Raw genomic sequence first — 13702 nt, forward strand, 5'->3', positions numbered from 1 at the left:
ATATATTTCATGCAGAGAATGGAACGACATGATGGCGACAGGTGAAGCAGCCGCCGGACAACGTCATAAGACCAAAGCGGGCGCGGCCAATATCGACAAGATCCTCGACAGCGCCCTCTCAGCCTTCGCCCGGCACGGATTGCGCGGCACCCGCATCGAGCAGATCGCCGAGGGCGCCGGGATGTCGAAGACCAACCTTCTCTATTATTTCCGCAGCAAGGAAGCGCTCTATGCGGCGGTGCTGACCCGCACGCTGTCGGTGTGGCTCAGCCCGCTCGCCGAACTCGACGCCGTCCGCGATCCCGCCAGCGCCCTCACCGCCTATATCGGGCAGAAGCTCGACTGCTCCCGCCGCTATCCCGATGCCTCGCGCCTGTTCGCCATCGAGATCATGCAGGGCGCCCCGCATCTCAAGCAGGTGCTCGCCACCGAATTGACCGAGGTCGTCGAAGACAAGGTGGCGATCATCCGCGGCTGGATCGCCGACGGCCGGCTGCGCCCGATCGAGCCGCATCATCTCCTGTTCATGATCTGGGCGACGACCCAGCATTACGCCGACTTCGCCGTCCAGATCAGCGCCATCACCGGCAAGGACCTTTCGGACGAGGCCTTCTATGAGGATACGCGGCGCTCGCTGACGGAGACGATCCTGCGCGGCGTGCTGTCCGAGGCGGCCGGGCTCCAGGCCGCTTCGGACTGAGCCGGATCGTCATCCCCGGCGAGCCGCGCAGCGGCGAGGGAAGGGGATCCATGGCGTAGAGCGGTCGCGTTCTGGCCCATGGATCCCCTTGTATAATCAAAATCTGCCAAAATTGTCTCGCCTTGTAGAGGCGCCGGGCCTGGGGTGGCCACCCCAGGCCCGGCGGCGATCATCGGATCGTGATTCCCGAAGCCCTGGGGCTGTGGGGAAGCTGGATCGTGATCGCCTCTTCCTTCACCCCGTGTGGTTGATCGAACCTCGGGTTCGCGTAGCAAGGTTGGGGAGACGAAGATGGGCAAACTTAGCACAAAGTCCAAAATCAGTCAGGCCAGCACGGTAAAAGCTGGCTCCGTCAAAAAAGGAGGCATCGAACGCTCCGAGCCGGCGGCGGCCGCCCCCGTCAAAGACGCCGGCCGCTCAGCCGGCATCGATGTCGGCAAGGCCAAGCTGGACAGCGCCATTCACAATCAGAGTGGCGTGTGGGCGGATGAAAACGATGCGGCCGGCTGGCAAGCCGTGGTGGAGCGCTTCAAGGCCCAGGGCGTGACACGCGTCGGCATGGAGGCCAGCGGCGGCTATGAGCGGGGCATCGCCCAGGCTCTGCGCCAGGCGGGCTTCGAGGTGATCCTGCATCAGCCTATCCAGATGCGGGCTTTCGCCAAGGCCCGGCTGCAGCGGGCCAAGAATGATCGCATCGACGCGGTTCTGATCGCAGCCTTCACCGCGATTCTGGGCGGGCGAACCCACAAGCCGGATCCCCGCCTGACCGCCTTGTGGGACACGCTGGTGCATCTGGAGCAGATCGAGGCGGACGAGGCGCGCCATAAAACACGCCTCGAGCACTGCAAGGACAAGCGTGTCCGACGCATGATCGAGGCCGACATCCGCCGCTGTCGTCTGCAAAGCGGCGTCGAGGAGCGGCGGCTGCGCGATCACCTCAAGCAATATCCCGATCTCGCCGAGAAATACGAACTGCTGTTCTCCATTCCCGGCATCGGCTCGCGCACGGCAATCACCCTTGTGATCGCCATGCCCGAATTGGGAACCCTCTCACGCGAGCGGATCGCTGCCCTGGCCGGCCTCGCCCCCTTCGATTGCGACAGCGGCGACAGCCACGGCCAACGACGCATTGCCGGCGGCAGGGCCAGAGTCCGCAAAGCTCTCTACGGCGCTGCCGTCCCCGCTGCCCATTTTTGGAACCCGCAACTCAAAGCCGTCTACAAGCGCCTCATCACTGCTGGCAAAACCAAAAAGCAGGCCATGGTCGCATGCGCCAGAAAGCTTCTCATCTACGCAAATACCGTTCTCGCCAGACGCTCGCCCTGGCAAGAAAAAACACCATGAACGATTATGGTTGCTTCCCTCGCCGCTGCGCGGCTCGCCGGGGATGACGGCAAGGTCGGCAAACGTCCGGAGCAGGACCGTCACCGCGCCGCGACGAAGGCCGCCATGTAGAAGGACGCTCCGTCCGTCCCGTAGCGCCGTTCCGCCCCCACCGGACAGGCCCGGCGCGCCAGGCATCCACCCATCCTGCAAGGCTCGCCGGCATCGGATTTCACATGGGCGGCGCAGCGATCGACGTCATAGCCGCCGGTCGTGAAGGCGCCGACCGGGCAAGCCGAGAGACAAGGCCGGCCTTCACAGGTCTGGCAGGGGCTGGCCCCCGTCCCACGCGGCGGCAGGTCGAGCCGCGCCGGGAAGCCGAGCGCGCCGCGATAGCTGTGCCAGAGGCCGTGGACGGGATGGATGAAGATGCCGAGCGGAGACGGGTACACATTGTCGCCGCGCTGCGCCCAGCGCTGGAACGGCAGATAGGGCGGCCCGCCGAAGGGGTAGAAGGAAACCGCCCCGAACGCCTCGGCCAGGGCATCGATCACGCGCCTGGACCAGCGATCGAGCGGATGCGGCTGCCCGTCGCCGGCTTCGGGCGACGCCGCGAAAGCGTGCCATTGGGCGCCGCCGATCCATCCGAGCATGACAAGGGTCTGCACCGCCGCGTCCGGAACGCCATCCGCCGCGACCGGGTGGAAAATCCCGCGCAGCGAAAGACCCGCGGCCTGCGCCGCGGCGTCCAACTCATCGGCGATGCTCACGATGCATCATTCCGGCCGGAGCGCAGCGGAGGACCGCAACCCACATCCATGACCTTGCGAAGATGGCGTTCATGGGTTCCGGGCGCGCCCTGCGGACGCCCCGGAATGACGATGACGGGCGGCCTCACTCCGCGGGCTCGGCGACCTTCGCCCACACCGCCGGATTGTTGGGATGCTCCTTCCAGGTCATATGGCCGCCGACCGGCTTGCCGGTGCGCGGATCGACGCCGCTGGTGAGGGGCTGCAGGGTGATGCAGTTCTCGATCGGGCAGACCACGGCGCACAGATTGCAGCCGACGCACTCCTCGTCGATCACCTCGAACTTGCGCACGCCGTCGACCATGTTGGTGATCGCCTGGTGCGAGGTGTCCTCGCAGGCGATGTGGCAGCGGCCGCATTTGATGCACAGGTCCTGGTCGATCTGCGCCTTGACGATATAATCGAGGTTGAGGTTCTGCCAGTCGGTGACGCGCGGAACCGCGCGGCCGACGATCTGATCGACGGACGCGTAGCCCTTCTCGTCCATCCAGTCGGACAGGCCCGAGATCATCTCCTGCACGATCTTGAAGCCGTAGACCATGGCCGCGGTGCACACCTGCACCGTACCGCAGCCGAGCGCCATATATTCCACCGCGTCGCGCCAGGTCTCGACGCCGCCGATGCCGGAGATCGGCATGCCGCGCGTTGCCTCGGCCCGGGCGATCTCGGAGACCATGTTGAGCGCGATCGGCTTCACCGCCGCGCCGCAATAGCCGCCATGGGTGCCGTAGCCGTCGGTGTTGGGCCAGGGACGCATGTTGTCGATGTCGACCGACACGATCGAGTTGATGGTGTTGATCAGCGAGACGGCATCGGCGCCGCCGCGTCTGGCGGCATCGGCGGGCTTGCGGACATCGGTGATGTTCGGCGTCAGCTTCACGATGACCGGCATGCGCGTATATTGCTTGCACCAGCGCGCGACCATCTCGACATATTCCGGCACCTGGCCGACCGCCGAGCCCATGCCGCGCTCGGACATGCCGTGCGGACAGCCAAAATTGAGCTCGATGCCGTCAGCCTCGGTGTCCTCGATGAAGGGCAGGATCGACCTCCAGGCCTGCTCCTCGCAGGGGACCATCAGCGAGACGATCAGGGCGCGGTCCTTCCAGTCGCGCTTGACCTGCTTGATCTCGCGCAGATTGACCTCGAGCGGGCGGTCGGTGATCAGCTCGATATTGTTGAAGCCCATGACGCGGCGGTCCTGGCTGTGCCAGGCGCCGTAGCGCGGCCCGTTGACGTTGACGACAGGCGGGCCCTGCTCGCCGAGCGTCTTCCAGACCACGCCGCCCCATCCGGCCTTGAAGGCGCGGACGACGTTGTATTCCTTGTCGGTCGGCGGCGCCGAAGCGAGCCAGAACGGGTTGGGTGACTTGATACCGAGGAAATTGGTGCTGAGATCGGCCATCTGATTATTCCCTCACGCCGCTGCCGTCACGATCTTCGCCTTCAGGGCGCGGTCGATCGACAACGCGGCCTGCTTGCCGTCCTCGACGGCGGCCACGGTGAGATCCTGCCCGCCGGCGACGCAGTCGCCGCCCGCCCAGATGCCGGGCACGGATGTGCGCCGCTCGGCATCGACGGCAAGCCGTCCCTTCTCGAAGGCGAGAGCGATGCCGCCGACCTCCTGGGGCAGGAAGGCCTGGCCGATGGCGGTGAAGAGCTGGTCGCATTCCAGCACCAGCGTCTCGCCCGTGCCGATCAGCCTGCCGCCCTCCTCGCTGGTATATTCGAGCTCGATCCCGACGAGTTGTCCGTCCTCGGCGACCAGGCGCGAGGGGCGGAGCCAATGGCGGATGAGGACGCCGTCGGTCTGCGCCACTTCCTGCTCGTACTCCGAGGCGTTCATCTGCGCCTGGCCGCGGCGGTAGACGATGGTGACGTTCTCCGCACCGAGGCGCTTGGTCTGCGAGGCGATGTCGATCGCGGTCATGCCGCCGCCGATCACCACGATCCGCCGGCCGACGGGCAGCATTGCGAGGTCCTCCGCCTGGCGGAGCCCGGCGATGTAGTCCACCGCCTCGACGACGCCCTCGATCTCCTCGTCCAGGCCGAGCTCGTTGGTGTCGCCCAGCCCCATACCGAGGAAGACGGCGTCGAAGCCGGCGACGAGGTCCTCGAGCTGAACGTCGCGGCCGAGGCGCTTGCCATATTCGACGGTGATGCCGCCGACGGCGAGGATATAGTCGATCTCGCGCTGCGCGAAATCCTCGGTGCTCTTATAGGCGGCGATGCCGAACTCGTTGAGGCCGCCGGATTTCTCCCGCGCCTCGTAGACCACGACCTCATGGCCGAGCGTGGCGAGCCGATGCGCGCAGGACAGGCCCGCCGGCCCTGCCCCGACCACCGCCACCCGGCGGCCGGTCGGCGCGCCCCGCTTGAACAGCTGCCGCCCGCGGGCGAAGAGATCGTCCGTGGCGTAGCGCTGGAGGTTGCCGATCTCCACCGCGCGCCCTTCTGACGCCTCGCGGACGCAGGCCTCCTCGCACAGCGTCTCGGTCGGGCACACGCGGGCGCACATGCCGCCGAAAATATTGGCATCGAGGATAGTGCGCGCCGCGCCGACCGTGTTGCCGGTCATGATCTCGCGGATGAAGAGGGGAATGTCGATCGAGGTCGGACAGGCCTTGATGCACGGGGCGTCGTAGCAGAACAGGCAGCGTTCCGCCGCCACCCTCGCCTCGTGCCGGTCGAAAGCCGGATGAAGGTCGGAGAAATTGCGCGTCAGCGTGCCGGAATCGAGCCGGCCCGGCGCGATGTCAGGTCGTGCAGTCATCTTTACCTCTGGCTCTTGTCGTGTTTTGACCAGTCGATCAAAGAATGCAGCGTCTGTCAATTCCTGTTTGGAAAAGCTCCAGTGTGAGGATCCGCCCATCCCGTCGCCTTGGCAAGCACGATCCGTGCCAAAGAGGAATTTCAAAATAGGATCAGCCGCCTTCTCCCGGCCGGGCGAAGAAAAATCACACCATTTTGTAAGTTTTGGCGCCTATCGAAAGGACATCCGCGCTCCGGGGAGAATTGCACCCCGTAAGCGTCGTTCAGCCCCTAGGCGGAGACCTGCCTGGCCAGGATCGCGGCGATCTTCTGCATGATCTCCTCCGGACCATTGCCGATCAGCATGTAGGAGCGCTGCGCGTCGGACCAGTGGACGATGTTGAAGCCACGGCGCTGTTCGAGAGTCGGCGGCGCCGGCGTTCCCGGCTTGTTGGCATAGATGCAGAAGCCGAGCGGCCCGGTGAGCTCGTCGAGATAGGCGATCTCGACGAGCGGCGCGCCGTCGTAATGGAAGAGTTCCACGCGCTTGAGGTCCTGCGCCGGCAGGGCGACCTTGTCGGGGGTCAGCGGGAAGCCGAGCTTGGCGGTGGCGGTTGCAAGGTCGCGGTCGGTGGCGGCCGCGTCGTGCTGCATGGCGACCAGGGTCTGCGACGTCGTCAGGCCCCAATATTGCGCCACCGCCGAGCGCCAGGCATCGGCGCCCTCCTGGGCGCCGTTCTGGACGGCGAAGGGCCACAGGCCGGCCGGAACGAAATGGCCGACGCCCGCCCCGATCAGGAACAGAGCGAGGCCCGCCGCGACGGCGGCCGGACGGAAAAGCCGGACATTGCGGTTCGCCGCGGCCGGCGCCGCCATCGGCAAGGCCGCAGGCGCGGGCTCGGCCGCCAGGCTTTCCGCCAGCATCGCCTCGAGCCTGCCCATCGGCGCATGGGCGTCGAGCGCGGCATAGGCCTCGCGGAAAGGCCGTGAGCCGGCCGCCAGCATGTCGAGCCGCGCCTTCAGCGCCGGCTCGGCGGCAATGCGGCGCTCGACCTGCGCGCGCTCCGCCTCCGGCAGTGCGCCGTCGAGGAACGCGACGAGGGTGGCGTCGTCTGCGCTCATGCTGTTCACGCTCTCCTCATCCGAACTCATGGCGCGTCCTCGTTCAAATGGGAAAGCCGCGCCCGCGCCGAGGCCAAGCGACTCATGACGGTGCCGATAGGCACGTCGAGCACCACCGCCGCTTCTGCATAGCTCAGCCCCTCCCCATAAACGAGAAACACGGTCTCCCGCTGCGCAGCGGGCAGCGCCTGTACCTCCTTCAACACCTGGGCAGCGAGAATATTCGTCTGAAAATTGTGCTCGCCGTCGAAAACCAGCACGGATTCGGCTTCCTCCAGTTCCACGGGATTGCGCACTTTCCTGGCCCGGATGTCGTTGAGCCAGATCGAACGCATGATCGCGAACAGCCAGCGGTCGAGGCGGGTGTCGGGAATGAACTGCGAGGATTTCTCCAGGGCGCGCAGGCAGGTCGCCTGCACGAGTTCCTCGGCCGTCTGGCCGCTGCCCGACAGCACGAGCCCGAAGCGCCAGAGCGCCCGGAGATGGGCGGCGAGGCCGGCGCGAACCGCATGATCACCCGGATGAGGCATGGAGCGCCTATGCCGACTGCGAAAGGCTTAATTGTGGCACGGTTCCCGCGACGCGCAACTTCGTTGCAAGGAGGGGCTTGCCCAAATGAGCGAGGTCACCGGCCTATTCCGCGGCGTCCAGGAGCTGCGCTTCTCCCGCCTCAACGATATCGCGCAAGGCGCATTCCTCGACGCAGTCATGGCAGCGTGCGGCAGCGCGGGCATCGGCGAGGATGCGGCGGACGGTGATCAGGCAGCGCCCGCATTCCGGGCCGCAGCCCAGGCAGCGATAGGCGTCGACCGCCGAACGCGGACAGCCCGGCAGCTCGGTTTCGAGCGTGCTGGCGAAATCCTTGTCTGTCAGGACGCGGCAGGAGCAAACGATCATGGGCTCTATCGTTCGGAGGCGTGCAACGGCCCTCATTTGGACGGCCACCGCCCGCTTGTCAATGCCTCGGACGAACTATGGAATCGTTATAAATCAGCAGTTTAGAATGAAAATAAACTGCGTCGGAGCCATGCCCGGCTTTTGCCTGGGCGCCGGCGCGATATCCCTGAAGGAAGGCCTCCGCACGCCTCCGCGCCCGCTGCCGTGGCAGCGGCGAAAATCAGCCGGCTCAACTTTTCGTCGTGGCCAGCTTGCCTTATTTTAGAATTCTTCTAATCTGAAAGTTCCGACGAAACAGGAGAAGCGATCCGATGCAGGGCGACAAGAAGGTCATCGATTATCTGAACAAGGCGCTGCGCAGCGAGTTGACGGCGATCAACCAATATTGGCTGCATTATCGCATCTTCGATAATTGGGGCCTGCTCGGCCTTGCCAAGAAGTGGCGCGCCGAGTCGATCGAGGAAATGCAGCACGCCGACAAGCTGACGACGCGCATCCTCTTCCTCGAGGGCTTTCCCAACATGCAGACGCTCGATCCCCTGAGGATCGGCCAGACGGTGAAGGAAATCCTGGAATGTGACCTCGCGGCGGAGCGCGAGGCCCGTGCTCTCTATCAGGAAGCCGCCGAATATTGCCGCTCGGTGCAGGATTTCGTCTCCGAGAACCTGTTCAAGGAACTGATGACGGACGAGGAAGGCCATATCGACTTCCTCGAGACCCAGCTCGACCTGGTGGAGCGCATCGGCATCCAGAATTACTCCCAGAGCCATCTGGGCGGCTTCCCGGAAGACTGAAGAACGTCTCGCGGGGATGTCGAGGAAGGCCGGCAGCGGGGCGGTGCATCACCGCCTTGCGCCGGACCTCAGCGCATCCAGCGCGTCCTCGTTCTCGCGCGCCCATCCATAGAGCAGCTCGATCGGCTCGACGAAGCGCCGGCCGAGCGGGGTGAGCGTGTACTCGACGGCCGGGGGTACCGTGCCGTGGACGTGCCGCGTGAGGAGGCCGGCGGTCTCCATCTCGCGCAGGGTCTGCGTCAGCATCTTCTTGGAAATGCCGGGCAGGCTGCGCAGCAGGACGCCCGTCCGCGCGCATCCGCCGAGCCGCGTATCGAGCGCGTGGAGGACCATGCTGGTCCATTTGCTCGAGAAGATTGCCAGGACCCGCCGCGGCGAGCAGTCTTCGCGCCATTCGTGATCCGGCGTGCCGGGCTGCATGATGGTTACCCCCTGGTGTCTATGTCCCTCTCGGGTGCCTTCTAGAACGGGATCGACGAAACGGCTACGGTCCGGGCCAAATTCGGGAACGGCAAGGAGCAGCCATGTCGAAACATGTTTTGATCGCAGGCGTCACCGGCATCATCGGCAGCGCGACGGCCGACATCTTCGGCGAGGACGGCTGGCAGGTCTCGGGACTGGCACGCAATCCCGTTCCGCAACCCGGCGTGACGGCGATCCGTGCCGACCTGCTCGATCCCGCCTCCGTCGGTGAAGCCCTGGCCGGGCTTCGACCGTCCCACGTCGTCATCGCCACCTGGCTGCGGCAGGCGACCGAGAAGGAAAACATCCGGGTCAATGCGGCGATGGTCCGCCATCTCCTGGATGCGCTGCGGCCGGCGGGCTCGGTCCGCCACGTCGCGCTCGTCACCGGCCTCAAGCACTATCTCGGCCCGTTCGAGGCCTATGGCAAAGGCAGCCTGCCGCAGACGCCGTTCCGCGAGGAACAGGGCCGGCTCGACATCGACAACTTCTACTATGCCCAGGAGGACGAGGTGTTCGCCGCAGCCGCGCGCGACGGCTTCGCCTGGAGCGTCCATCGCCCCCACACCGTCATCGGCAAGGCCGTCGGCAATGCGATGAACATGGGTACGACGCTGGCGGTCTATGCGACGATCTGCCGTGAAACCGGCCGTCCCTTCCGATTCCCGGGCGTGGAAGCGCAATGGAAGAGCCTGACGGACATGACGGACGCCAAGCTGCTGGCCCGGCACATGCTGTGGGCCGCGACCACGCCGGGAGCCGCCGACCAGGCTTTCAACGTCGTCGACGGCGACGTCTTCCGCTGGAGCTGGATGTGGGAAAGGATCGCCGGCTGGTTCGGCATCGAGGCCGAGGCGTTCGACGGAACGGTTCGCCCGCTGGAACAGCAAATGGCAGAGGATGCCGCGATCTGGCGCGGCATCGCGGCCCGTTACGGCCTTGTGGAACCCGACCTGCTCCGCCTGGCATCGCCCTGGCATACGGATGCCGATCTCGGCCGTCCGATCGAGGTGGTCACCGACATGTCGAAGAGCCGGCGCCTCGGCTTCACCGGCTTTCAGCCGACCGACGACGCCTTCTTCGCGCTGTTCGAGCGGTTGCGGGCGGACCGGCTCATTCCATGAGCGCAGCGCCGGACGCACCGGCATCTTCCTCGCTCGTGTCGATCGCGACGATCTCGGCCTTTTGCGGCCCGAGGCGGACCTCTTCGCCGATGTCCTTGCCGTAGAGCGCCCGCGCGAGGGGCGAGGCATGGCTGATTCGCCCGGCGGCGGCATCGGCCTCGTCCTCGCCGACGATGCGCCAGACGACCTTGCGGCCGTCGCCATACTGCAGGGTCACGGCCATGCCGAAGCGGATGCCCGCATTCGAGCCGATCGCGGCGACGCGCTCGGCCGTGGCGCGGCGCGCCGCCCAATAGCGGATGTCCCGCGCGGCATTGCCCATGGCGGTCCGGTCCGCCGCCGCTTCCGCCGAGGCGAACGCCGCGCGAAAATGGCGCAGCTCCGCTTCGATCAGCGCCAGCCCGCGGCCGGTGACGAGATTGCGTTCGGCACTGACCGGCCGCTCGGGAAGGACGCCGGCGCCCTCCCCTTCCTGGCCGTCCTGGGTGAACGCCCTGCTCAAGCCGCCTTGGCCGCACCGTCGAGACGCTGCGTGATGAGCTCGCGCAGCTTGTGGAGGTCCTTGGCGAAGGTGCGGATGCCTTCGGAAAGCTTTTCCGTCGCCATCGCATCCTCGTTCATGGCCCAGCGGAAGGCCTTCTCGTCATAGGACTGGATCTCCGGCGCCGGGCCGGGATTCTCCGGCGAGAGCTGGCGCACGAGCGTGCCCTGGTCCGCGTCGAGCTTCTTGAGGAGATCGGGCGAGATCGTCAGCCGGTCGCAGCCGGCGAGCGCTTCGATTTCGCCGGTGGAGCGGAAGGAGGCGCCCATCACCACCGTCTTGACGCCGCGCGACTTGTAGGCGGCATAGATGCTGCGCACGGAGAGCACGCCCGGATCCTCTTCCGGGGTGAAGGTGCGGCCTTCAGCCTTGACGTGCCAGTCGAGGATGCGGCCGACGAAGGGCGAGATCAGGAACACGCCGGCATCGGCGCAGGCGAGCGCCTGGGCGAGCGAGAACAGCAGCGTGAGGTTGCAGTCGATGCCCTCCTTCTGCAGCACCTCGGCGGCCCGGATGCCTTCCCAGGTCGAGGCGAGCTTGATCAGGACGCGATCGCGCGACACGCCGCGCGCCTGGTAATCGGCGATGATCGCATGGGCCTTCTTGATGCTTCCCTCGGTATCGAAGGAGAGATCCGCGTCCACCTCGGTGGAAACGCGGCCGGGCACGATCTTGGTGAGCTCGGAGCCGAAGGACACGGCGAGCCGGTCGCCGACCGCCGCGACGATCGCTTCCTTGGCGCCGCCCTGCTTGTTGCCCCAGGCGAGAGCTTCGTCGATCAGATGCGCGTAGCCCGGCATCTGCGCCGCCTTCAGCAGCAGGCTCGGATTGGTCGTGCAGTCGATCGGCTTGAGATCGCGGATGGCGTCGAAATCGCCGGTATCGGCGACGACGACCGTCATGTCCCGCAATTGTTGGAGTTTGGAAGGCATTGCAAATATCCTCGATGAGCGTTCCGACGGGACCATAGCGATGCGTCGTGATGGCGTCACCACTAATCACCGGCGACGATACGCCTTCGCTGCGCAGAAACAATGTCGGAGGGCGGATCGTTCCCTGGCCGGGAGTTGGGCCGCGGTGCAAGCCAAGGGTCGATCACCGATCGACCTCTTCCTTCCCGCAAACGCGGCGCGTCCATGTCGATCGGGGATCGACACTCCATAGCCCCGACGATCGCCGCGAGCCGAGGAGGTCGATCACCGATCGACCTCTTCCCTTCCTGCAGGCGGGGCATTTCCATTATCGATGGGGACGGCGAGGCCGCCTCATGCCGAAGGGCTTGCCCGCGCCGAAGCGGTGGTCCAAGAAGGCGGCGGCCGAAACGAGGAACCTCGCCATCACCGTCTCGCCTCCCGTGCTGAAGGATCCGCTCGCGGTTCTGCGCGACGTCTTCGGGCATGCCGCCTTCCGTGGACAGCAGGAAGCCGTCGTCCGCCACGTCACCGCGGGCGGCGATGCCGTCGTGCTGTTCCCGACCGGTGCCGGCAAATCGGTCTGCTACCAGGTCCCGGCCCTGTGCCGCCCCGGCGTCGGCATCGTCGTCTCGCCGCTGATCGCCCTGATGCGCGACCAGGTCGAGGCCCTGAAACAGGCGGGCGTGCGCGCCGCTGCGCTCAATTCCTCGCTGTCGCGCGAGCAGGCGGCCAAGACCAGCCGCGACCTCGGCGAGGGCAGGCTCGACCTGCTGTATGTCGCGCCGGAGCGGGTGGCGACGCCGGGGTTCAGGAATCTGATCGCCGATACGCAGATCGCGCTTTTCGCCATCGACGAAGCCCATTGCGTCAGCCAGTGGGGCCATGATTTCCGGCCGGAATACCGCGATCTCGGCCAGCTCACCCAGCTGTTCCCCGGGGTGCCGCGCATCGCCCTCACCGCCACCGCCGACCCGGTGACCCGCGCCGACATCGTCGAGCGGCTCGGGCTCGGCGATGCCCGGATGTTCGCCACCAGCTTCGACCGGCCCAATATCAGCTACGCCATCGTCGAGCGCGACAATGCCCGCCAGCAATTGCTGGCCTTCCTGTCGCGCCATGTCGGCGACAGCGGCATCGTCTATTGCCTCTCGCGCGCCAAGGTGGAGGAGACCGCCCAGTGGCTGAGCGGACAGGGCATCCGCGCCTTGCCCTATCACGCCGGGCTCGACGCCGCCGTGCGCAGCGCCAACCAGGATGCCTTCCTGCGCGAGGACGGGCTCTGCCTGGTGGCGACCGTCGCCTTCGGCATGGGCATCGACAAGCCCGACGTGCGCTACGTCGCCCATCTCGACATTCCCGCCTCGGTCGAGGCGTATTATCAGGAGACGGGACGCGCCGGCCGCGACGGCCAGCCGTCCGAGGCCTGGATGAGCTACGGCATGGCCGATGTCGTCCAGCGCCGCCGCATGATCCAGGAGGGCAGCGCCCCCGATCCGGTCAAGCGGGTCGAACTCGGCAAGCTCAACGCGCTGCTCGGCATCTGCGAGACGACGGACTGCCGGCGCAAGGCGATCCTGGCGCATTTCGGCGAAAGCCATCCGGGCCGGTGCGGCAATTGCGACACCTGCCTTTCCCCGGTGGCGAGCTGGGACGGCACCGATGCCGCCGTCAAGGCGATGGCCGCCGTCTACCGCACCGGGCAGATGTTCGGCGCCGGACACGTCATCGACGTCCTCACCGGCAAGGCCACGGAGAAGGCGGTCCGCTTCGGCCACGACAAGCAGCCGGTGTTCGGCGCCGGCAAGGATATCGACGCCAAGGTCTGGCAGTCGGTCATCCGCCAGCTCACCGCCGCCGGGCTGATCCAGGTCGACCACACCGCCCATGGCGCGCTGACCCTGGGCGAGGACGCCCGCGCCGTGTTCCGCGGCGAGCGGACCGTCGTCTTCCGCCGGGACCGCCCGCGCAAGAGCACCGAGCAGCGCCGCGCTGTCCGTGTCGAGGAAGCCCTGCCCGAGGCGGACGCCGCACTGTTCCAGGCCCTGCGCGCCGAGCGGGCCCGCCTCGCCCGCGGACAGGGCATCCCGCCTTATATGGTGTTCGCCGACACCACCCTGCGCGCCATGGCGACGGAGAGGCCCGCCAGCCGCGCGGCATTCCTCGCGCTGCCCGGCGTCGGCCAGGCCAAGCTCGAACGCTACGGAGATGCCTTTCTCGCTTTGCTCGCCAAGGCGTGACGGATCCGCGCTTCGCAGGCCGACCTGG

Annotated in this window: 14 protein-coding genes; 5 read left to right on the forward strand and 9 right to left on the reverse strand. The window is 66.6% G+C overall.

The window, feature by feature from the left end:
• The first annotated feature begins 31 nt into the window (after nucleotides 1-31).
• Entirely contained in the window at nucleotides 32-700 is a 669-nt protein-coding gene (rutR, locus tag J3R73_RS21435; protein ID WP_307431648.1) for an HTH-type transcriptional regulator RutR, read from the forward strand.
• A gap of 291 nt (nucleotides 701-991) precedes the next feature.
• On the forward strand, nucleotides 992-2044 hold the full coding sequence (locus tag J3R73_RS21440; RefSeq protein ID WP_307430101.1) for an IS110 family RNA-guided transposase: 1053 nt from the start codon (nucleotides 992-994) through the stop codon (nucleotides 2042-2044).
• A gap of 80 nt (nucleotides 2045-2124) precedes the next feature.
• Here J3R73_RS21440 and J3R73_RS21445 read toward each other — a convergent pair whose 3' ends face one another.
• From J3R73_RS21445 to J3R73_RS21470, 6 genes are all read right to left on the reverse strand, one after another.
• Nucleotides 2125-2793, reverse strand: coding sequence for a hypothetical protein (locus J3R73_RS21445; protein ID WP_307431652.1), 669 nt, complete (start codon nucleotides 2791-2793; stop codon nucleotides 2125-2127).
• 124 nt (nucleotides 2794-2917) lie between these two features.
• Nucleotides 2918-4237: an NAD-dependent dihydropyrimidine dehydrogenase subunit PreA gene (preA, locus tag J3R73_RS21450; protein WP_307431656.1), complete on the reverse strand. Its 1320-nt coding sequence runs from the start codon at nucleotides 4235-4237 to the stop codon at nucleotides 2918-2920.
• 12 nt (nucleotides 4238-4249) lie between these two features.
• Entirely contained in the window at nucleotides 4250-5605 is a 1356-nt protein-coding gene (locus tag J3R73_RS21455) for an NAD(P)-dependent oxidoreductase (RefSeq protein ID WP_307431659.1), read from the reverse strand.
• A 269-nt stretch (nucleotides 5606-5874) separates the two neighbouring features.
• Nucleotides 5875-6705: an anti-sigma factor family protein gene (locus tag J3R73_RS21460; RefSeq protein ID WP_307431662.1), complete on the reverse strand. Its 831-nt coding sequence runs from the start codon at nucleotides 6703-6705 to the stop codon at nucleotides 5875-5877.
• A 26-nt stretch (nucleotides 6706-6731) separates the two neighbouring features.
• A complete protein-coding gene (locus J3R73_RS21465; RefSeq protein WP_307431664.1) occupies nucleotides 6732-7235 on the reverse strand; it encodes an RNA polymerase sigma factor in 504 nt (167 codons plus the stop codon).
• A gap of 103 nt (nucleotides 7236-7338) precedes the next feature.
• On the reverse strand, nucleotides 7339-7602 hold the full coding sequence (locus tag J3R73_RS21470; protein WP_307431667.1) for a (2Fe-2S)-binding protein: 264 nt from the start codon (nucleotides 7600-7602) through the stop codon (nucleotides 7339-7341).
• A 311-nt stretch (nucleotides 7603-7913) separates the two neighbouring features.
• Between J3R73_RS21470 and bfr the strand changes: the two genes are divergently transcribed.
• Nucleotides 7914-8396 (forward strand): bacterioferritin, encoded by a 483-nt coding sequence (gene bfr / locus J3R73_RS21475; protein ID WP_307431671.1) that lies wholly within the window; start codon nucleotides 7914-7916, stop codon nucleotides 8394-8396.
• A 48-nt stretch (nucleotides 8397-8444) separates the two neighbouring features.
• Here the strand turns inward: bfr and J3R73_RS21480 are convergent, their stop codons facing one another.
• A complete protein-coding gene (locus J3R73_RS21480; RefSeq protein ID WP_307431674.1) occupies nucleotides 8445-8816 on the reverse strand; it encodes a winged helix-turn-helix transcriptional regulator in 372 nt (123 codons plus the stop codon).
• A gap of 104 nt (nucleotides 8817-8920) precedes the next feature.
• On the opposite strand from J3R73_RS21480, the gene J3R73_RS21485 reads away from it, so the two are divergent.
• Nucleotides 8921-9982, forward strand: a complete 1062-nt coding sequence (locus J3R73_RS21485) for an SDR family oxidoreductase (RefSeq protein ID WP_307431678.1) — start codon at nucleotides 8921-8923, stop codon at nucleotides 9980-9982.
• Here J3R73_RS21485 and J3R73_RS21490 read toward each other — a convergent pair.
• Nucleotides 9972-10484, reverse strand: a complete 513-nt coding sequence (locus J3R73_RS21490) for a GreA/GreB family elongation factor (RefSeq protein ID WP_307431681.1) — start codon at nucleotides 10482-10484, stop codon at nucleotides 9972-9974. The genes J3R73_RS21485 and J3R73_RS21490 overlap by 11 nt on opposite strands.
• Nucleotides 10481-11455, reverse strand: coding sequence for a transaldolase (gene tal / locus J3R73_RS21495; protein ID WP_307431684.1), 975 nt, complete (start codon nucleotides 11453-11455; stop codon nucleotides 10481-10483). The genes J3R73_RS21490 and tal overlap by 4 nt, the downstream gene beginning before the upstream one ends.
• A gap of 335 nt (nucleotides 11456-11790) precedes the next feature.
• Here tal and recQ point away from each other — a divergent pair, with 335 nt between their 5' ends.
• Nucleotides 11791-13674, forward strand: coding sequence for a DNA helicase RecQ (gene recQ, locus J3R73_RS21500; protein ID WP_307431688.1), 1884 nt, complete (start codon nucleotides 11791-11793; stop codon nucleotides 13672-13674).
• Nucleotides 13675-13702: the final 28 nt, after the last annotated feature.

Source organism: Labrys monachus, from assembly GCF_030814655.1.
Classification (GTDB): domain Bacteria; phylum Pseudomonadota; class Alphaproteobacteria; order Rhizobiales; family Labraceae; genus Labrys; species Labrys monacha.